Origin of the sequence: Streptomyces sp. NBC_00539, assembly GCF_036346105.1 — a bacterium.
GTDB lineage: Bacteria > Actinomycetota > Actinomycetes > Streptomycetales > Streptomycetaceae > Streptomyces.
The window spans coordinates 3466602-3485885 of sequence record NZ_CP107811.1 but is presented as its reverse complement, the minus strand read 5'-3'; the positions used below and the strand labels follow the sequence as shown (position 1 = coordinate 3485885).

The 19284-nt window shown below is 70.2% G+C and carries 17 protein-coding genes and 1 tRNA gene; 9 read left to right on the top strand and 9 right to left on the bottom strand.

Annotated elements, in window-relative coordinates:
* Positions 1-225 precede the first annotated feature (225 nt).
* Positions 226-708 (top strand): ATP-binding protein, encoded by a 483-nt coding sequence (locus OG861_RS15545; RefSeq protein WP_329196782.1) that lies wholly within the window; start codon positions 226-228, stop codon positions 706-708.
* A gap of 79 nt (positions 709-787) precedes the next feature.
* Here OG861_RS15545 and OG861_RS15540 read toward each other — a convergent pair whose 3' ends face one another.
* Positions 788-2254, bottom strand: a complete 1467-nt coding sequence (locus OG861_RS15540) for an aminopeptidase P family protein (protein WP_329196783.1) — start codon at positions 2252-2254, stop codon at positions 788-790.
* 91 nt (positions 2255-2345) lie between these two features.
* On the bottom strand, positions 2346-3911 hold the full coding sequence (locus OG861_RS15535; protein ID WP_329196785.1) for a PP2C family protein-serine/threonine phosphatase: 1566 nt from the start codon (positions 3909-3911) through the stop codon (positions 2346-2348).
* A gap of 407 nt (positions 3912-4318) precedes the next feature.
* On the opposite strand from OG861_RS15535, the gene OG861_RS15530 reads away from it, so the two are divergent.
* Entirely contained in the window at positions 4319-5035 is a 717-nt protein-coding gene (locus tag OG861_RS15530; RefSeq protein ID WP_329196788.1) for a bifunctional DNA primase/polymerase, read from the top strand.
* A 108-nt stretch (positions 5036-5143) separates the two neighbouring features.
* On the top strand, positions 5144-5704 hold the full coding sequence (locus OG861_RS15525; protein ID WP_329196790.1) for a hypothetical protein: 561 nt from the start codon (positions 5144-5146) through the stop codon (positions 5702-5704).
* 183 nt (positions 5705-5887) lie between these two features.
* Here the strand turns inward: OG861_RS15525 and OG861_RS15520 are convergent, their stop codons facing one another.
* From OG861_RS15520 to OG861_RS15510, 3 genes are all read right to left on the bottom strand, one after another.
* Positions 5888-6862 (bottom strand): DUF5926 family protein, encoded by a 975-nt coding sequence (locus OG861_RS15520; protein WP_190185513.1) that lies wholly within the window; start codon positions 6860-6862, stop codon positions 5888-5890.
* A gap of 132 nt (positions 6863-6994) precedes the next feature.
* Positions 6995-7597, bottom strand: coding sequence for an ATP-binding protein (locus OG861_RS15515; protein ID WP_329196793.1), 603 nt, complete (start codon positions 7595-7597; stop codon positions 6995-6997).
* Positions 7598-7682: 85 nt separating this feature from the next.
* Positions 7683-8471, bottom strand: a complete 789-nt coding sequence (locus OG861_RS15510) for a glycerophosphodiester phosphodiesterase (protein ID WP_329202323.1) — start codon at positions 8469-8471, stop codon at positions 7683-7685.
* A 245-nt stretch (positions 8472-8716) separates the two neighbouring features.
* Between OG861_RS15510 and OG861_RS15505 the strand changes: the two genes are divergently transcribed.
* From OG861_RS15505 to OG861_RS15480, 6 genes are all read left to right on the top strand, one after another.
* Positions 8717-10249: a S1C family serine protease gene (locus OG861_RS15505; protein WP_329196795.1), complete on the top strand. Its 1533-nt coding sequence runs from the start codon at positions 8717-8719 to the stop codon at positions 10247-10249.
* Positions 10250-10486: 237 nt separating this feature from the next.
* Positions 10487-11392 (top strand): LysR family transcriptional regulator, encoded by a 906-nt coding sequence (locus OG861_RS15500; RefSeq protein WP_329196797.1) that lies wholly within the window; start codon positions 10487-10489, stop codon positions 11390-11392.
* Between the two features lie 100 nt (positions 11393-11492).
* The gene (locus OG861_RS15495) at positions 11493-12047 is read left to right on the top strand and encodes a cysteine dioxygenase family protein (RefSeq protein ID WP_329196799.1); all 555 of its coding nucleotides are present in this window, start codon (positions 11493-11495) and stop codon (positions 12045-12047) included.
* The gene (locus tag OG861_RS15490; protein ID WP_329196800.1) at positions 12047-13129 is read left to right on the top strand and encodes a YeiH family protein; all 1083 of its coding nucleotides are present in this window, start codon (positions 12047-12049) and stop codon (positions 13127-13129) included. The genes OG861_RS15495 and OG861_RS15490 overlap by 1 nt, the downstream gene beginning before the upstream one ends.
* Before the next feature lie 172 nt (positions 13130-13301).
* Complete coding sequence (locus OG861_RS15485) at positions 13302-14258, top strand: trypsin-like serine peptidase (protein ID WP_329196802.1); 957 nt, start codon at positions 13302-13304, stop codon at positions 14256-14258.
* Between the two features lie 45 nt (positions 14259-14303).
* Positions 14304-14391: transfer RNA gene (locus OG861_RS15480), tRNA-Ser, on the top strand.
* 154 nt (positions 14392-14545) lie between these two features.
* On the opposite strand, the gene OG861_RS15475 is transcribed toward OG861_RS15480, so the two are convergent.
* The 4 genes from OG861_RS15475 to OG861_RS15460 all read right to left on the bottom strand — a co-directional run bounded on the left by OG861_RS15475 (position 14546) and on the right by OG861_RS15460 (position 19150).
* Complete coding sequence (locus OG861_RS15475; RefSeq protein WP_330261754.1) at positions 14546-15418, bottom strand: HNH endonuclease signature motif containing protein; 873 nt, start codon at positions 15416-15418, stop codon at positions 14546-14548.
* A gap of 241 nt (positions 15419-15659) precedes the next feature.
* The gene (locus OG861_RS15470; RefSeq protein WP_330261753.1) at positions 15660-17042 is read right to left on the bottom strand and encodes a tyrosine-type recombinase/integrase; all 1383 of its coding nucleotides are present in this window, start codon (positions 17040-17042) and stop codon (positions 15660-15662) included.
* A 68-nt stretch (positions 17043-17110) separates the two neighbouring features.
* On the bottom strand, positions 17111-17299 hold the full coding sequence (locus tag OG861_RS15465) for a helix-turn-helix transcriptional regulator (protein WP_330261752.1): 189 nt from the start codon (positions 17297-17299) through the stop codon (positions 17111-17113).
* A 309-nt stretch (positions 17300-17608) separates the two neighbouring features.
* Positions 17609-19150 (bottom strand): YfjI family protein, encoded by a 1542-nt coding sequence (locus OG861_RS15460; protein WP_330261751.1) that lies wholly within the window; start codon positions 19148-19150, stop codon positions 17609-17611.
* Positions 19151-19284 lie beyond the last annotated feature (134 nt).

The window sequence follows — 19284 nt, the reverse complement described above, 5'->3', positions numbered from 1 at the left end:
ACTGCCCCGGCGACGGCCGTACGGCAGGTCCGGAACGTCCCATGCGTCCCCATGGGGTCCCGAGCGGTGTTCGAGCGGTCGACCCGGAGCGGTGCCCGGGGCCCGGCCGCCTACACCTCCGGCCGTAAGGGCCGCATCGGCCGAACGGGGGCTCCGGCGGCCGAATGAGGGCTCCGACCGCCGCAAGGGGCTTACGGGTGACCGGGGGCGGCAATAGGTAACCGTATGAGCATCTGGTGGTCTCTCCACTTGAGGCGCGAAGCCGCGAGCGTGCCGCTCGCCAGGCGACTGCTGCTCGGGACGATGGAGACCGCGGGAGTGGACCCGGACATCTGTTTCGACCTGTCGGTGGCGTTGAGCGAGGCCTGTGCGAACGCGGTCGAGCACGGCGGGCCGGTGGCCGGGCCGTCCCGCGCCGGAAAGCCGGACCCCACGGTCTGCGCCGAATACCGCGTGACGGCTTATTTGGACGGGGACCGCTGCCGCATCGAGGTGACCGACTCGGGTCCGGGCTTCCCGCCCTCGACGGTCGCCGGGCACAGACCCCGGCCCGCCGGGCCGTCGGAGAAGGAGCACGGCCGGGGCCTGGGACTGATCGCGGAGCTTTCCGACCAGGTCCGCTTTCGCAACCGCCCGGGCCGGGGTGCGGTGGTCAGTTTCGACAAGGTCCTCAAGTGGCGCGAGGGCGCGCTGCTCAAGGTTTCCTAGACCTGACCGGTTCCTCGCTCATACGCCGGTGGGCGGGTCCCCGTACGGGAACCCGCCCACCGGCGTGTGCAGCGGCTGATCAGCCCTTGAGGCGCGCCATCCACGCCTCGACCTCGTCAGAGGCGCGGGGCAGGCCGGCCGACAGGTTCCGGTTGCCGTCCTCGGTGACGAGGATGTCGTCCTCGATCCGGACGCCGATGCCGCGGTACTCCTCCGGCACGGTCAGGTCGTCGGCCTGGAAGTACAGACCGGGCTCCACGGTCAGGCACATGCCCGGCTCAAGCGTGCCGTCGACGTACGCCTCGGTGCGGGCGGCGGCGCAGTCGTGGACGTCCATGCCGAGCATGTGACCGGTGCCGTGAAGGGTCCAGCGGCGCTGGAGGCCGAGTTCCAGCACCCGCTCGACCGGGCCTTCCACCAGACCCCATTCGACGAGCTTCTCCGCCAGCACGCGCTGCGAGGCGTCGTGGAAGTCGCGGAACTTGGCGCCCGGCTTCACGGCGGCGATGCCGGCTTCCTGGGACTCGTAGACCGCGTCGTAGATCTTGCGCTGGATGTCGGTGTACGTGCCGTTGATCGGCAGGGTGCGCGTCACGTCGGCGGTGTAGAGGGAGTGGGTCTCCACACCGGCGTCGAGCAGCAGCAGGTCACCGGAGCGGACGTCGCCGTCGTTGCGGACCCAGTGCAGGGTGCAGGCGTGCGGACCGGCGGCGCAGATGGAGCCGTAGCCGACGTCATTGCCCTCGACACGGGCACGCAGGAAGAAGGTGCCCTCGATGTAGCGCTCGGACGTCGCCTCCGCCTTGTCGAGGACCTTCACCACGTCCTCGAAGCCGCGGACGGTGGAGTCGACGGCCTTCTGCAGCTCGCCGATCTCGAACTCGTCCTTCACGGCGCGGGCCTCGGAGAGGTAGACGCGCAGCTCTTCATCGCGCTCGGCCGTGACCTTGTCGGTCAGCGCCTTCTCGATGACGGCGTCGTGGCCCCGCAGGACGCGGACCGGGCCGGTGGCCTCGGCGAGCGCCTCGGGCAGCTCGCGGACGTCCTTGGCGGGGATGCCCAGCAGCTGCTCGGCCTCGGCGAGGGAGTGGCGGCGGCCGACCCACAGCTCGCCCTGGCCGGACAGCCAGAACTCGCCGTTCTCGCGGTCGGAGCGGGGCAGCAGGTAGACGGTGGCGGTGTGGCCGTTCTCGCCCGCGGGCTCCAGCACCAGGACGCCGTTCTCGGCCTGGTCGCCCGTGAGGTACGCGTACTCGGTCGACGCCCGGAAGGGGTACTCGGTGTCGTTCGAGCGGGTCTTGAGCCGGCCCGCGGGGACGACCAGGCGCTCGCCGGGGAAGCGCGCGGACAGCGCGGCGCGGCGGGCGGCGGTGTGCGCGGCCTGGGCGATCGGCTCCAGCCCGCGCAGCTCCGTGTCGGCCCAGCCGGTGCGCATGTTCTCCGCGAGTTCCTCGCTGACGCCCGGGTACAGCGCGTTCTTGCGCTGCTTGTGCTTCTTCTGGGGCTGCTCTTCTTCCGGGGTCTCCGGGATGAGCTCGTCAGCCACGTCTTCTCCTCAGCTACGACAGAACGGACCGGGTGTGGACCTCGTCCATCGTATGGGTGAGCGGAAGACCCGTGGAGGGTCATGTGACAAATCAGTCAAACCGGACTGCGAGCAGCACGATGTCCTCGGCCGGGTCCGCGCCGGCGGCGTCGGCCGGCGCGTCGCCGTCCGCCGGGGGAAACATCGTGCGCAGGACGTGGTCGCAGACGGCCGCCGGGTCGTCGCGGGCGCTGCGCGGAACTCCCGCGGCCGCGGCGTGCAGCCGCGCGTAGGCCCGGTCCATGGGGTCGCCGGTGCGCCGCAGCAGCCCGTCGGTGTACAGCAGCACCGTTTCTCCGGGCGCGGGTTCGATCTCCACGCTCGGCGCCTCCCAGCAGGCCAGCATCCCCAGCGGCGCGGACAGTGAGGTCTCCACGTACTCGGTGCGCCGCTCGCCGATGAGCAGCGGCGGGGCGTGGCCGGCCCCGGCCAGGATCATCTTGCGGGAGGCCGGCTCGCAGTAGGCGAACAGGGCGGTCGCCGAGCGCGCGGGCTCGGTCAGCCGCAGCAGCAGCTCGAGGTCGGACAGCACGGCGACGGGGTCCTCGCCCTCCATGACCGCGTACGCGCGCAGCGAGGCGCGCATCCGCCCCATTGCCGCGACCGCGCTCGGCCCCGAGCCGCTGACGGAGCCCACGGCCAGCCCCATGGCCCCCTCGGGCAGCGGTAGCGCGTCGTACCAGTCGCCGCCGCCGCGCGGTCCGGTGTGGTGCCGGGCCGCGAGCTGCACCCCGGCGATGCGGGGCAGCCGGCTGGGCAGCAGTTCCTCGGCGACGGTGGCCAGCCGGGAGCGCGAGCGCTCGACCTCCATCATCCGCGCGAGGTGCTCGGCGGCGTGCCGTACGTAGAGCCCGGCCAGGTCGCGCTGGCGTTCGCTCGGTTCCGCCTGCTCGTCGTAGAGCCAGACGGCCGCTCCGAGCCGGCCGGTGGCCTCTGCGGCCAGCGGGAGCGCGTAGCTGGCGGCGTAGCCGAGCCGGGCGGCGACCTCGCGGTGGCGGGGGTCGACGGGGGCGGCGAACCCGCCCGTACCCGGTGCGGCGCCGGCCTCCGGGAGGAGTTCGGAGCCGCCCTGCGCGTCCGGGAGCCCGTCGAGGATGCGGCCGTACGAGGTGGCGCTGCGGGGCACCGTCTCGATGTGGCCGAGGTCCGCGTGACCGAGCCCGAGGCCGATGGTGGTGCTCGGACCGAGTCCGTCGGACGGCTCCAGGACGACCAGGCCGCGCCGGGCGCCCACGAGTGCCGCGCCGGCGCGCACGAACTCACGCAGGGAGGCGTCGAGATCGACGGCCCGGGCGAGGCGTTCGGTCAGCTCGTGGAGGGTGGTCAGATCGGAGACCATGCCCGCCAGCCGGTCCTGGATGACGGTGCTCGCGGCAGGCGGCACGGTCTGTACGGGGGCGGCGGTGCGTGCGGGAGCGGCCGCAGTGGGCGCGGCAGTGTGCGGTGACGCGGTAACTGCTGAATCGATTCCAGCCACTTTCGGCAGATGCGAGGCGCTCATGGCGTCCGCCTTTCCACCTGGTGCGATTCGCCATATAGCATCGCAAACCCCCAGATCGTGCTGCGCCGCCATCAATGGATCCACATCTACACGCACACGAGGAGCGATGTCCAGCATTGCCCTGGTGGGAATCCTGGTGTCCGCAGATCCACAACTCGCTGTCCGGTCAAGGGCATAACTTGGCTGGAAAAAGCCGGAAGCGGACGGTTTTTGCGATCGACTGAGCGGGCGTCCCAGCGGGCCCGGGTACGTAAACGGTGATGCCCGGGGTCACTTGACGCCTCCCGGCATCCGCCGGGAACCGCGCGGCGCGTGCCGTCGTCCTAAGCGGCGGCAGCCGGTCTCGGCATCCGGTGGGGGACGCGCTCGGCCCCGCCGTACGTGGGATGGACCCGTAAGAAAACTGCACGAACCGTGTGAACCTGCTTCCAGTGGACAGTGACGCGAAACGTGTACGTGTGGTGAAACACCGCTTACGTGGTGTGATGTGGCCCTCGGCGTTCAACGGAAAGGAACGAGCGCTCATGCGCGAGATCCTCGGAAGGCGTCTCCAGCGGCTCCGCGATCGCTTGAAATCCCGGTTCTCGACTCCTCACGCCGCCCATGACCCGGACGGCGACGCCGCGTCCCTGCTCGATGCGGCCCTGACCTGCGCGACCGTATGGCGATGGCCCGTACTGCCCGGCGTGGGCCGGGCCGGCGCCGACGGCGCCCGGTGCGCCTGCCCCGACCCCGACTGCGTGGTGCCCGGCGCGCACCCCTTCGACCCCGGGCTGCTCGCGGCGACCTGCGACCCCCGGATGGTGGCCTGGTGGTGGGCCAGGCGGCCGGGCGCCCCGGTGCTGGTGGCCACCGGTGGCGCGGCGCCGTGCGCGGTCAGCCTCCCCGCCGTCGCGGCCGCGCGTGCCGTCGTACGGCTGGACGCGCAGGGCATGCGGCTGGGCCCGATCGTCGCGACGCCCACCCGTTGGTCGCTGCTGGTGGCGCCGTATTCGCTGGAGCGGCTCGGCGAACTCCTTTACGCGAAGGACCACGTGCCCTCCTCCCTGCGCTTCCACGGTGAGGGCGGCTACCTCCTGTTGCCGCCCTCGCTCGCGTCCGGTGGTGGGCACGTCCACTGGGAGCGCGAGCCGTCCGTCGGGCCGGAGGGCATCCGGCTGCCCGAGGTCGAGGAACTCGTACACGCGTTGGTGGAGGCGAGCAGCGGGGCGCCGGGCGGCGGGAGCCGGCTCGCATACTGATGCCGCGCGCCCGCCGGATCACTCTTACGGGTGTCGGCGGGGCCGGTTTGCAGGGGAATTGGGCGCGGGGAGATCCGTGCCCCATTCCCGTATCGCTATCTTCGGCGAATGAATCTCCGCCTGATCGGTATCGGCGCCGGTGTGCTGATCATCTTGTCGCTTCCGCTTGCCGGAGCGATCGCCGGGCCGGATTTCGCCGGTCAGGGCGATGGAAAGGGGGGCGGGTTGCTCTCCTCGCTCGGCCTTTCCGACTCTTCGCGTACGTCGGACAAGGCGCGGGCCGCCGCCCGCCCGGCCAAGCCCGGTCCGCCGGAGCAGCCCCGCACGGACTCGCGGTGCGGCCCCGAACTCACCTCGCCACACGGTCTCGAAGCCCAGACCTGCGTCCTGACGAGCGAGGGCAGCACCTGGGGCCGCAGCTACTACCGCAACACCAGCGGCCGTCCACTGGATGCCGTGCTGACCGTGATGGGGCCGGCGGGGCGCACGGTGCAGATCAGATGCGCGGTGGGCGCCGGGGACGAGCCGGGACTCTGCGAGACGCCGAAGGATGCTTCGGCGGGCGCCGTGAACGGATACTCGGCCGTAGCGGAGTTTGCAGTTCCGGATGATGAAGGTGCACTGCTACTGCGGTCCGGGAGCAACGCACCGGCACCGAGCGGTGGTTGAGCACCACCGTAAATGGAAGGGCCCGGTCGCTGGCGACGGGGGATGCACCAGCGACCGGGCTACAAGAACGGTAACAAGAGATCGCCTGTTCGCAAATTCGATCTCTGATATTCAGACAGCGATTTGCAGGCGATTAGCGGGAGTTGTGACCCCAGTCACCGCTCCCGCCGGGGACCGGAGCGGTCAGCTGAGCGTCACCTGACGGTTGGTGAGCCCACCGCGCGCGCGGCGCTCGTCGTGGGTGAGCGGGGCGTCCGTCGCCAGGGCCGCGGCCAGGCGCTCCGCGAGCTCCGCGGCGGGCTTCTCCACGTCGTCGGCCGAGACTCCGGTGGGCAGGTCCCAGACGGGAACCATCAGACCGTGGGCGCGGAACGACCCGACGAGCTTGGTGCCCTCGCCGAGCGAGGAGGTGCCGGCCGCGTGCAGCCGCGCCAGGGCGTCGAGCAGCTTCTCCTCGGGGTGCGGCATGACCCAGCGCAGGTGGTTCTTCTCGGGGGTCTCGCACCAGTAGGCGGCGTCCACGCCGGTCAGCTTGACCGTCGGGATGGCGGCGGCGTTGGCGCGTTCCAGCGAGGCGGCGACCTCCGGGGAGGCGTTCTGAGCGCTCTCCGCATCCGGAATCCAGAATTCGAAGCCACTGTGCACAACCGGCTCGAAAACGCCGTCGACGTCCAGGAGATCCTGGAGTCGCGGGCCTTCGGCCGGGACCCGGCGGGCCGGAACCGGAGACCCCGGCTCCGCCGTCAGCGCGCGCTCCAGGGTGTCCGCCATGTCACGGGCGAGGTCCCCCGTGGTCGAGTCGTTCTGGAGGGCGAGGAGTACGGAACCGTCCTCGCGGCGCAGGGCCGGCCAGGCCATCGGCAGCACGGTGACCAGCGTGACGGAAGGGACGCCTTCAGGCAGGCCGCCCTTAAGGGTCAGGGGCACGGTGGCCGCCGGGACGAGCTCGCGCAGCGCCACCCAGTCGCACTCGCCCGGCAGACCCTCGAACGGGCGCTGCACGTGCTCGGTGACGGCGTGCGCGGCGGCGGCGCCGTGGCAGGCCTTGTAGCGGCGCCCGGATCCGCAGGGACAGGGTTCGCGTGCACCCACCACCGGGATCTCCCCGTTGTGGAGCTGCGGCTTCGCGGTCTTCGCGGCGGGGCGCTTCTTTGCCATCGTGGGTGTCTCCCGGTTGCGGCGGTACGGCGGGTTCTGGGCGCGAGCCTAGCCGTTGGTACCGCCGGAACCGGTGGGGTGCGGCCGGGAGCACGGTCGGCGTGCGCTCCCGGACGGCCGCCTGCCGCCCTCTCAGGTGTCCAGGTCCTCGAAGGCCGTCCCGAAATCGATCGCCGGGGACGCAACGCGCGTAGCGAAATCCTCGTGCCGGGTCCCGCAGGCGACGATCACCCATACGGTGACCTCACCCGCCGCACCGTCCCGGACACCCCAGTCCTGGGCCAGGGCGCTGATGATGTTCAGCCCCCGGCCGCCCCGAGCGGTGACCGAGGGCGTTGCCGGGATGGGGCGGGTGGGACCGCCGCCGTCCGTGACCTCGACCGTCAGCCGTCCCGCCTTGTCGACGCGCCATGCGGCGCGGATCTCCCCATCGCCGATCTCCCGCGCGCCCAGTGGCCGGCCGTGTCGGCAGGCATTGCTGAGCAGTTCGGAAAGGATCAGTACGGCATCGTCCACGACCGATTCGGACACCCCGCTGATGCGCAGCTCCCGGCGCATCCGGTGCCTCGCCTCGCCCACGCCCGCAGGACCATGGCGTACGCCCATGCACGACGACGTGGGCACTTCCTGTGCCATCACCAACGCCACCCCCGGAACCTCCTTAGCCCCACGCCATGGTCTGGATGCCCCAATGGCCTGGACCGGAAACCGCCCTGGCCGAGCCCTCTGACGCACTCAGGACGGACAGATGCGGAGCGGATGCGCCGGTGCACACCCTGTTACGGAAGGGTCCGGCGGAGCGGGTGTGCAAAACGGGACGTCAGCGGCTCAGCTGTGACAGAACCTGGCGTGGTCTGTTCGTGATGATCGCCTCTACGCCCAAATCAGCGCAGAGCTGAACGTCCTCGGGTTCGTTTACGGTCCATACGTGAACGGGGTGTCCCGCGGCCTGGAGCCGGCGGATGTAGCCGGGATGGTTGCGCACGATCCGCAGCCCCGGCCCGGCGATGCTCACACCGGCCGGCAGCCGCCCGTCCCGCATGCGCGGCGAGATGAACTGCATCAGGTAGACGGTCGGAATGGTCGGAGCGGCCGCCCGCACCCGGTGCAGGGAGCGGGGCGAAAAGCTCATGACACGGACGGGGTGGGGGCCCTCCGCGGCCGGGGCGTCCAGTCCGAAGCGCTTGAGGAGGAAGAGGAGCCGCTCTTCCACCTGTCCGGCCCAGCGGGTGGGGTGTTTCGTCTCGATCGCCAGCTGCACCGGCCGGCCGGCATCGGAAACCAGCTCCAGCAGCCGCTCCAGGGTGAGCACGGAGGTGCGCTCGGGGTCGGCGTCCCAGTCGGGCGCCTCCTCGCGGTCCTTCCAGGATCCGAAGTCGAGGGCGGCGAGGTCGGCCAGTTCCAGGGCGGAGACGGCGCCACGGCCGTTGGAGGTGCGGTTGACCCGGCGGTCGTGGACGAGCACGAGGTGGCCGTCGGCGGTGAGCCGGACATCGCATTCGAGGCCGTCGGCGCCGTCTTCGATGGCTTTCCGGTAGGCGGCCAGGGTGTGCTCGGGAGCATCCTCCGAGGCGCCGCGGTGGGCGACGACCTGGATGGGGCGCGGCATTGCGTGGGTCACCGGGTCATGGTGCCACCGCGGGGGCCCACGCGTCGGGGTGAGTCCTATCGATGGGTGTGAAATGTCGGATATAAAGAATGGTGGGAGATGCACAGGTCCGGCTTACAGTGCTCTGACGGGTCATGGGAAAGGCTCTGTACTGGAACTTGTGCGGCACGCCGAACGTTCAGTCGGACCGGTATCACCAGATATCCAGCACCAGTAGCCGTGTGTGTGAACGAGGAGAGAGCGCTGTGAGCACCGAGAACGAGGGCACCGCGGCCCCGACGCCCCCCGCGGCCCCGTCCGCACCCCCTGTGCCCGTGGCCCCTTCCACCACCCCCGAGCCCGCGTCGGCCGCCGAGCCCGGTGCCGCACCTGTCGGTGCGCCCCCGGTGCACCCTCCGGCGCATGCGGCCGGCACCGAGCCGACCCAGCAGGCCCCGGCCGCGCCGCCCTCCGCTCCGGCCTACGGCCAGACGGCGGTGCAGGACGCGTACGGGCAGGCCCCGCAGGGCCAGGCACCCTACGGTCAGGCCCCGGCGGCGCACGGCGCGGAGGGCTGGCCCCCGCCGCCCCCCACCGTCCCGGCCTACGGCGCTGACGGCGGACACGGCGGTGGCGCCTGGGGAGCCCCGCTGACCGCCCACGGTGCCCCGGCCCCCAAGCCCAAGGGCAGGGGCGGCATGATCGCGGGCGTACTCGTCGCGGCCCTCCTGGCCGGCGGCGTCGGCGGTGGCGTCGGCTACTGGGCGGCGGAGCGCGGCAACGACGGCGTCGGCTCGACCACGATCACCGCCAGCACCCCCAAGGACCTCAAGCGCGAGCCCGGCTCGGTCGCGGGCCTGGCGGCGGGCGCGCTCCCCAGCGTGGTCACCATCGAGGCCTCGGCCGGAGACGGCGAAGGCGGCACCGGCACCGGATTCGTCTACGACGAAGAGGGCCACATCCTCACCAACAACCACGTCGTCGCCTCCGCCGCCAACGGCGGCAAGCTGACCGCGACCTTCTCCAACGGCAAGAAGTACGACGCCGAGGTGGTCGGCCGTGCACAGGGCTACGACGTGGCCGTGATCAAGCTCAAGAACGCGCCGGCCGGACTCAAGCCGCTGCCGCTCGGCGACTCCGACAAGGTCGCGGTCGGGGATTCGTCGATCGCGATCGGCGCCCCCTTCGGCCTGTCCAACACGGTCACCACCGGCATCATCAGCGCCAAGAACCGCCCCGTGGCCTCCGGTGACGGCTCCGGGAGCAAGAACTCGTACATGAGCGCGCTCCAGACCGACGCCTCGATCAACCCGGGCAACTCCGGCGGCCCGCTCCTCGACGGGCGAGGCGCGGTCATCGGTATCAACTCGGCGATCCAGTCCGCCGGGAACAGCGGTTTCGGCGGCGGGCAGGCCGGTTCGATCGGCCTCGGTTTCGCCATCCCGATCAACCAGGCCAAGAACGTCGCCCAGTCGCTGATCAAGACGGGCAAGCCGGTCTACCCGATCATCTCGGTCTCGGTGGACCTCCAGGCCAAGGTCGAAGGGGCCAAGATCTCCGAGCAGGGCGCCTCCGCCAACGACCTGGTCGACCCCAACGGGCCGGCAGGCAAGGCGGGCCTCAAGCCCGGCGACATCATCACCCAGTTCGGCGGCAAGCCGATCGACAGCGGCCCGACCCTGATCAGCGAGATCTGGACGTACAAGCCCGGCGACACGGTGAAGCTCACCTACCTGCGCGACGGCAAGCCGAACACGGTGGACATCACGCTCGGCTCGCGCGTGGGCGACAAGCCCTGACGGCGGGGCGACCACCCCTGACCGGGCGTCGATCAGCCCTGACGGCGAGGCGACGAGCCCTCACCGGGCGGCGACGAGCCCCGACCGGGCGGCAACAGGCCCCGGCCCCGCGGCCCTCAGTGACCCGGGCGCGGCACGGGCGGGCGCTCAACACACGCTGGGCGATGGCTTGATGGGGAGGGGCCGTGGGCGGGATTCCGCCTACGGCCCCTCCCAACGTCCGCTTATGCTTCCTTCGTGTTCGATTCTCGGCACATACGGACATTCCACGAAGTAGTCGCCTCCGGGTCCTACTCGGCGGCCGCGCGCGTCCTGGGGTACACCCAGCCCGCGATCACCCAGCAGATGAAGGCGCTGGAACGCGCCGTGGGCACCCCGCTCTTCACCCGGGTCGGCCGGACGATGCAGCTCACCGAGGCCGGGAAGTCCCTGGCCCGGCACGCCGAATTCATCCTCGGCAGCCTCTCCGCGGCCGAAGCGCAGCTCAAGGCGTATGCGCGGCTGCGGACCGGGCGGGTACGGGTCTGCGGGTTCCCCAGCGCCAATGTCACGCTCGTCCCCGAGGCGCTCAGCGGACTGGCGAAGGACCATCCGGGCATCCAGGTGGAGCTGTTGGAGGGCGAACCACCGGAGTCCTTGCGTCGGCTCCAACGGGGCGAGTGCGACATCACGCTGGCCTTCACCTATCCCGGGCTGCACGAGGAGATCCCGGAAGAGGTCGCCGAGGTCAAGCTGCTGGAGGACCAGCTGACGGTCCTCCTGCCGACGGGGCACCCACTGGCCCGGCGCCGGGCCGTCCACCTGGCCGACCTTTCCGAGGAGCGGTGGATCGCCGGGTGCCCGCGCTGCCGGGCCAACTTGCTGCACGAGTGCGCGGAGCTCGGCTTCGTCCCCGACATCCGGTTCGCGACCGACGACAACCTCGTGGTGCAGAGCCTCGTCGCGCAGGGCCTGGGCGTGGCGATGATGCCCGCCCTGGTGCTCCCCTCACTCTCACTGACCCGGGTCTGCGGCCGACCGCTCCAGCCGGCCGCGCGCCGCCACATCGCTGCGTACGTGTACCGGGACCACCTGCGGATCCCTGCCACCTCGGTGGTCCTGGACGAGCTGAAACGGGTGGCGGAGAACCGCGTCGGCTGCTGACGCCGAGGCGTGGCGGATCCCTCAACCCATAAGCGCAGCTTGGGATTTCGGGTCGGAACTGTCGTTGGACGTGATGGATGGGCTGCCGGACGCTCCCTGTATGACCACCACCACACCGGTACGTACGACCACGAGCATGGCCGCCTTCGTCAGTGAGATCCGCGCAGTCGTGGAGCGCGGGCTCATCCCCGACCTGACCGCCCACCTCGTCGGTGAGCGGCTCGCCCCGTACCTGCGTGAGGAGGGCCTGCTCACCCCGGAGCAGCGCGAGGGGCACCCGGACCGGTACCGGCAGCACGTGCTGCACGCCGAGCCGGACGGCAGCTTCTCGGTCGTGGCGCTGGTGTGGTTGCCCGGTCAGGAGACCGCCATCCACGACCACGTCGCGTGGTGCGTGGCCGGAGTCTACGAAGGAGCCGAGAGCGAGCTCCGCTACCGGCTGGCTCCGGCGACGGCGACGACGGGTGCTCGGCTGGTGCCGACGGAGGAGGTGGTCAACGGACCCGGTGACGTCTGCGGTTTCGCTCCGCCCGGCGACATCCACAAGGTGCGCAACTCCTGTCGTACGACGGCGATATCCATCCACGTCTACGGCGCCGACGTGGCCCGCCTGGGCAGCAGCGTCCGCCGCGTCTACACGATCCCGGCCGGCTGATGGCCCTGCTGAACCGGCCCGCCCATCGCCCGGTCTGGCACCGGCTGCGCCATGTTTCACGTGAAACCTCAGCCCCCGCTCCCTCCCCCTCTGCCTCCCCTTGGCCCGGGCTGACCCTCGCCGGCTGCGGTGCCTTCCTCGCTTGGTGCGTGCACGTGGTGGTGCCGGCCGTGCCGATGCTGACCGCGTCGGTGGTGCTGGGCATCTCCGTCGCGCACCTCCCGGGTGCCCGGGCCGTCGTACGAGGACCCGCGCGCCCGGGGCTTTCCCTGGCCGGGCGGAGGCTGATGCGGATCGGCATCGTCCTGCTCGGGCTGGGCCTGGGCCTGGACCAGGTGCTCCGCCTGGGCTGGTCGACGGTGGCCATGGTGAGCGGGGTGGTCACGGCAACCTTCATCGGCACCCTGTGGCTGGGCCGGCGCCTGGGGCTGCCGGGTGACCAGCCGTTGCTGATCGCCACCGGGTACTCGATCTGTGGGGCCTCGGCGATCGGCGCGGTGAGCGAGGTGTCCGGCAGCGACGAGGAGGACGTGGCTTCCTCCGTTGCCCTGGTGACCCTGTGTGGAACGTTGGCCATCGCTGTACTCCCCCTACTGCAGGGGCCCTTGGGCCTGTCCGACCTGGCATTCGGCCGCTGGGTGGGCGCGAGTGTCCACGATGTCGGACAGGTGGTGGCGACCGCTCAGACCGCCGGGCCCGGCGCGCTCGGCGAGGCGGTACTCGTCAAGCTCATGCGCGTGGCGCTGCTGGCCCCGCTCGTCGCAGCAGTGGCGTTCTCGGTACGGGCCCGGCGACGAGGAGTGCGCACGCCCTCGGGACGACGTCCGGCCCCGGTGCCCCTCTTCGTGGCCGGCTTCCTGCTGGCGGCAGCGCTGCGCGCCACCGGCGTACTGCCCGGCGCGGCGCTCGACTGGGCGCACACCGCCCAGGAGGCGCTGCTGGCCGCAGCCCTGTTCGGCCTGGGCACCGCGGTCCACCTGCCCACCCTGGCCCGTACCGGGGGCCGGGCGGCGGTGCTGGGCCTCGGTGCCTGGGTGGTGGTGGCCGGGGTCTCCTACGGGGGCGTGCTGCTCACCGTATGACGCAGCCGGAGAAGGGAGTTGGCCATTTCCTGGCCGGAACCGACCCAGCGTTCCGACTGTGTCCTGACATCTCATCCCGGTCGTGCCACCCTGCACCCGATCCGCACCGACCACTCTTCACCCCCACCCTGCCCGGTTCCGACCGGACCGGGCACGGCAGAAGGAGTCCTGCGTGAATCGACACCGCACGGCCGCATCCGTTCTGCTCGCGGCGGGCGCCTTGCTCGCCGGCGCCCTGACGGCCGCCACCCCCTCGGCCGCCGTGGAAGCCCCTTCGTCCTCCTCTTTCCGGCAGCAGCAGACGCCGGGCTTCTGGACCGCCGCGCGCATGCGGGCGGCCACTGCGCTGGACGTCACGGCGGCGCCGGGGCCCGGGGCCCCCCGCTCGGCCTCCCCGGCGATCCGTCCCACGTCGGTCCCTCCGACGCCGGCGGCCTCCCCCACTTCGTTCCCGCAGCCGGGCGGTGCCTGGACGGGCGGCGGCGCGATCGTGAAGACCTCGGGCCGGGTGTTCTTCACCTTCAACGGCCGGACCGCTTCCTGCTCCGGCGACTCGATCACCAGCGCCAACGGCAGCACGGTCATCACGGCAGGGCACTGCGTGAAGTACCAGGGTGCCTGGCACACCAACTGGATCTTCGTCCCGGCGTACGACAACGGCAACGCGCCCTACGGTCAGTGGTCGGCGACCAAGACCTTCGCGACCACCCAGTGGGCGGCGAGCGAGGACATGAACATGGACGTCGGCCTCGCGGTCGTCGCGCCCCTGAACGGCCAGAAGCTCAGCCAGGTCGTCGGTGCCCAGGGCATCCAGTTCAACGGGGGCTACAACAAGAAGATGTACTCCTTCGGGTTCCCGGCGGCCGCGCCCTACGACGGCACCAAGCTGATCTACTGCAGTGCGAACAGTGGCAAGGACTTCCTGCTGACCAAGGACCACAGCCTGGCCTGCAACATGACGGGCGGCTCCAGCGGCGGCCCCTGGTTCCAGGACTTCAACGAGGCCACCGGCCTCGGCACCCAGGTCTCGGTCAACAGCTTCGGCTACAACTTCCTGCCGAACACCATGTACGGCCCGTACTTCGGCAACGAGGCCAAGGCGGCCTACGACCAGGCCCAGTCCGCCTGAGCCGGCCCCCAGCCACCCCCACCGCCCGGTACTCTGTACCGGCCAGGTGGGTTGCCCGAGCGGCCTAAGGGAACGGTCTTGAAAACCGTCGTGGCGCGAGTCACCGTGGGTTCAAATCCCACACCCACCGCCACAGGTCAGCGTATGTGCTGGTCAGAAGGGGCGTCCCTTATAAAGGGACGCCCCTTCGACGTTCACCCTGTCTCACACTGACCCCGTGGATCCCGTGCCTGACCAGGGCGTGCGGCCAGCCTGTGGCCAAGGAGTGCGGCTCTGGCCAGTTGCTACTACTCGTCGCCGCCCTCGTTCTGGGCTGCCTTCCTGCTCTTTCGCTTACGCTCGTAAGCCTTCACAGCCTCGGGCGCTCCTTCCGGCGGCCACGGTTGCCAGGAGCGGAGTTCGTAGGTGACCTGAGTGATGCCGGCTTCCTTGAAGCGATGGGAAACGATGTCCCATCCGAGGACGAAGCGCAGCTCCCGGAGGCGCTTCAACGGGTCTCCCTTGTGCGTGTCCTTCGCAACGAGCTCGATCAGTTCAACCGGAGTCTGCTCATCGCGCTCCGCGAAGGCCTTGAGCAGCTCTCCGATCCGCTCCCACGGATTGGGCCCGTTGAGTGCCGCGGCAAGGACGTCACCGTATGGGTTGAGGCTTGCGAAGAAGGCCTTCTTGCCGTTGTTGTGCAACTGGCAGAGCGGTTCCAGGTTCGCCAGCTCGTTCTTCCCACCCCACGAGCGCGGAATGATGTGGTCGATCTGCAGCTTGCCGTCCTCCGGCCCGGCACCGCACATTGCGCAGAAGCGGCCCTTGACCGTGTAGACCTCTGCCTGGAGCTTCGGGGAGATGCGGGCACCCTTGTCGGTGACCGGCGTGGAACTCCATCCATCGAGCTTGTACACCCACTCGCCGTCTCCCTGGCGGCGGTATGAGGTGACGATGAAGTGGTCCCGCACCTCACGGAGTCGGCGCTGCGTCTGCACGTTCGCCTTGCCGAAGACCCGCTGTGAATGCGCCACCCATTCAGCCATGGTCGGCGGGTTCAGGCGGCGCTCCAGGAGGAAGCGGCAGGCCTCCTCTGCTTCGCGGTTCGCGAACAGCGTTCCGATCACCTCGCTGGCGGGTTCTGGCAGCGGCCGAGCGTCGGAGTTCTCTCGTTCGGTCATGGGTGTCCCCTCCCTAGCCTTGGGCCCTAGCGGCCGACGGCGTTGAGTAGAAGCTAGCGAGTCGGCTTGCGGATCTGCAAGTGAGATTGGCATGCCGCGGTTGCCCACGCAGAGCAGATAGACGCTCTATTGCAGGCCAGAGAGCGGGTAGGGCCGAAAATCTCGCCGCCGGAAATACGGCAGCTTCCGGCGGCGAGAAGTACCCCGCCTGAGGCGCTCAGCGGGTTCTTAAGGGCGGGTCTCACGCTTCCAAGGCGACATCGATGAGGTGGTTGGAGTGCTGCTGCTGGCCGTGGAGGACCTTGGCGTAGAACTTCCAGAGGACGGCCACGCTGTGGCCGGCCCGGCGGGCCACTTCCACTGGGTCGACGCCTGCTTTGATCCAGAGCGAGACGCCGGCGTGCCGAAGCGAGTAGGGGACTTCGGCGAGCGGCGTATCCACATCCGCTGCGGGCAGCGCCTTCGCCCGCGCTTCATTCCATACGCGGGTGTATTCGTTTGAACCGACCCGGCCGCCTTCCACCGCACGGAACAGCCGACCGTCTGCAGCCACCCCTTCTCTAACCAGATGACTTCGGAGGAGCTGTACGAGTGCCGGCGGCACGGGCACCGACCGGCTCGCTTTGCGGGCCCGCCGCTTGAGCCCCCGTTCGTCGTAAGGCTTCCCGCTGTCCGTCCAGGCTGCGCCAACCTCAGGGCGGCTTCGGCGCAGGACCAGCTCCCCCCAGCCGGTCGACGGCAGCTTGCAGTCGCCCTTGGCGAGGGCCGCCACCTCAGAGGGACGCATCGCGGCGTAGTACATGCACCCGAAGAACGCGTGGAGGTGCTCGCCGCGGCTGCCCTGGGACTGGACGCCGTCCAGAAGTCGGCGGGCAAGTTCAGGTCCGGGAACGTACTGGAAGTCCACTTCGCCATCGGTCTGTGGGGGGTCCCAGTCGACCTTGGGTAGCGGGTTCGTGGGCAGCGCGTCGCATTCGACGGCGTACCGAAGGGCATTGCTAAGGACGGCACGCTTGCGCCTGATTGTGTTGTCCGCCGCGAGCTTGCCGTTGAGACGCCGCGAGATGGCGGCAAGGGCACGGCGCAGGTTCTCAGCCTCCGCCACTTCGGACACGCGGAGGGAGTGGCTGGCCATCCACTCCAGCGCCTGGACTGTGGGCGCAGGCGGCTGCTCGGCCTTCATACGCGGGACGGTGTTTCCCTCAAGGTCCAACGTCATCTGGAAGGCCCATGACCGCAAGGCCAGCCGAAGCACCTTCGGATCAGGAGCCGACTTCCCACCCGTGACGAGAGCCATAGTCACGTTCGTCATCGCCTCAGCGATGCCGACTCGGTGCTTGGCCGAAGCGTCTGGCCACTTCATACAGGCGTAGGCCCTCGCGTGCTCAAACCACGTAGGCGACTTGAGCTGTCGAAGTTCGGAAACCGGCAACCCGGACGACACGTCGAACTGCTCACCCTTGCGAACGGCCTCCATGAGCTGAGCACGTCGCCCGTCGGCCAGGGTCTTGGTGAGGAACGGGGCCTGATGCTCTTGTCCCCCCACGATCCACCGGAGTTGGTAGGGGGCGCTCTTGCTCTGGCGGGTTCGGATGCCCCAGATCCGTACGTCGTAGCTGTACAACTCGACTCCCTTCAAGGAAAGAGAAAGGGCTCCAGCCGCGTCGGCTGGAGCCCGGGACGGCGGACGGTCTACGCGGCCGATGCCTCGCAGGCGGCCAACCAGTCGTCCAGGTCGGCTCGGCGGACGCGGATCTGGCCGTTGGGGAGCTTGTAGAGGCGCGGTCCCTGGCCGCGGGCGCGCATCCGGTAGAAGGCGGCTCGGCTCATGCCGAGTTCGGTGAGGACGTCGGCGAGCTTGAGCATCTGCGGGCGGGCCATCGGGGCTCCTTTAGCTCGGTCCGGGGCCCGAAAACCCCGGAAAGTACTGACAGAACTGACAGAACCTCGCCATATGGCGTCTGACCTGCGGCTTTGGGTGGTTCGGGCCGCGTGACAAAACCTCAAAAAACTCTGACAGAACCTCGAAAACCTCGGTTCTGTCAGACCGGACGGCTCACCCGCGGCGAGGTTTTTGGGGTTCTGTCGGAGTTTTCGGAGGTTCTGTCAGAGCTCCGAAAGTGCTCGTTTCCGCAGGTCAGGGGCTTAGTCGGGAGGTTCTGTCAGTTCTGTCAGAGGTTTCGGGGGTTTTCAGGCAGCGGGGGTGATGCGGGGGTGGGTTTCGTAGCGGGGGGAGGGCGGCCGGCCGCCGCGTGTGGTGCGGGGCGGCGGGGGCTGCTGGCGGACCCAGCCGTGTTCCTCTAGGAGGTCCAGGGCGGGGTCGAGGTCGCCCATGGCGGGGAACTCGCTTCGGGGCATCGCGCGGAACAGGTCGCGTTTGGTGAAGGCGGCCGTGCGGGTCTCGCTCAGGTGGGTCAGTACGGTGTGGGCGGCTTCCTGGGCGGGGTCGGCCTTCATGGCGTTGAAGACGTCGAGGGCGTGGGCGGTGAAGTAGTCCCCGAGGCGGGTGGCGGCGGCCATGGTCTCGACGGCGATAGGCCGCGTCCAGGCGTCCTCGGGGTGGGCGGCGAGGTGGAGGAGGCCTGCGATGCGGGCGACGGCGCCGTCGCGCTTGCTGGCCCAGTTCACGATCGGAGCAAGAGGTCCGTCCTTGCGGAGTCGGGCTTCTGTGACGCGCTGGTAGGCGAGAAGGACTGCGTCCGCCTCGGGGGTGAGGGTGAGCGTTGCGGTCTCGGTCCAGGCCGCGAGGGTCACTGCCAGACCTCCGAGCGTTTTGGCGTAGGTGCCGGCGGTGTCGGGGCTGAGGAGCTCGGGGGTGACGTTGCGGTAGCCGACGAGGGATTCGGGCTTGGAGTACAGGAAGCGGGCCAGCAGACCGCGGCCGTCGGCACCCTTGATCTGTCCGATGGAGTCCAGGACGTCCGGCTGCACAGCCAGGCCCATGGTGATGGCGGGGTTCTCGATGTACTGGGGATCCCGGGCTTGGCGGTTGACGCGGGCCATGTCGCCGGCGTGGCCCTTGAGGAAGATCCCCATGTTCGGGACCCCGGAGTACCGTCCGGCGATGATCTCGAAGATCTCGCCTTCGGGGGACAGGATCGAGATCCGTCCGTCCTGCTGGGCAAGGAGGCTGGTCAGACTCTCGGCCGTGACGTCATCAGCGACCAGCTGAGGCTCGACCGGGACGACGGCCCGCTCAGCGGCCTCGGCCAGCGAGATGGCCTGGGCGGTCAGCCCGGCCAGCTTCTCGGGATCGGCGTTGGCGGCCAGCTTCTCGGCCCTCTCCGCCGCGGCCTTCGCGATCCGGGCGGAGGCCGCGGCCTCCGCGCGCTGGGGCGCCGTGAGGTCGATGAGAGCCTGCTCGGCGGCGAGGAGGGGTTTGGTCATGAGCCCGAACACGGCACTTTTGCGGTTGCCGGGCGGGAGGGCGACGGCGGTGTAGAGGTTGACGGGTTCACTCCACTGCCCCCGCACGGTCACGGTGACGCGACCGCCGGCAGCGGTGCCAATGACGGCCAGCGCGAGACACCCGGCGAGATCGACGGGGGTCTGCGTCTCCTCCGCGACCCCACTGACCATGTTCCCGAGCCAGGCGGGCAGGGCGTCCACGGGGAAGGCGGGCAGCGGCCCGCGCGGGTTGAGCGGTACAGGCTCGTCCCACAGGGGCCCGGCGACGTCCTGGGCGGTCATCTCGTCGAACTCGGGCCACAGCTCGGGGTCGTGCGTGGTCATGCGGCTTCCCTTCGCTGCATGAGACGGGGGCAAGTAGTGCGGTGCTGTTCGTGATCGGCGATGAGCGCGAGGGCGCGGGCGCGGCCTGCGGTGAAGATGTCGCGGCCGCATGAGCACCAGGAGCGGACGCTGGG

Bases quoted from the DNA above. Each gene is read 5' to 3' on its own strand.
- OG861_RS15545 (WP_329196782.1), top strand. From the start codon at position 226: ATGAGCATCTGGTGGTCTCTCCACTTGAGGCGCGAAGCCGCGAGCGTG.
- OG861_RS15535 (WP_329196785.1), bottom strand. From the start codon at position 3,911: ATGCTGGACATCGCTCCTCGTGTGCGTGTAGATGTGGATCCATTGATG.
- OG861_RS15530 (WP_329196788.1), top strand. From the start codon at position 4,319: ATGCGCGAGATCCTCGGAAGGCGTCTCCAGCGGCTCCGCGATCGCTTG.
- OG861_RS15525 (WP_329196790.1), top strand. From the start codon at position 5,144: ATGAATCTCCGCCTGATCGGTATCGGCGCCGGTGTGCTGATCATCTTG.
- OG861_RS15520 (WP_190185513.1), bottom strand. From the start codon at position 6,862: ATGGCAAAGAAGCGCCCCGCCGCGAAGACCGCGAAGCCGCAGCTCCAC.
- OG861_RS15510 (WP_329202323.1), bottom strand. From the start codon at position 8,471: ATGCCGCGCCCCATCCAGGTCGTCGCCCACCGCGGCGCCTCGGAGGAT.
- OG861_RS15495 (WP_329196799.1), top strand. From the start codon at position 11,493: ATGACCACCACCACACCGGTACGTACGACCACGAGCATGGCCGCCTTC.
- OG861_RS15490 (WP_329196800.1), top strand. From the start codon at position 12,047: ATGGCCCTGCTGAACCGGCCCGCCCATCGCCCGGTCTGGCACCGGCTG.
- OG861_RS15475 (WP_330261754.1), bottom strand. From the start codon at position 15,418: ATGACCGAACGAGAGAACTCCGACGCTCGGCCGCTGCCAGAACCCGCC.
- OG861_RS15465 (WP_330261752.1), bottom strand. From the start codon at position 17,299: ATGGCCCGCCCGCAGATGCTCAAGCTCGCCGACGTCCTCACCGAACTC.
- OG861_RS15460 (WP_330261751.1), bottom strand. From the start codon at position 19,150: ATGACCACGCACGACCCCGAGCTGTGGCCCGAGTTCGACGAGATGACC.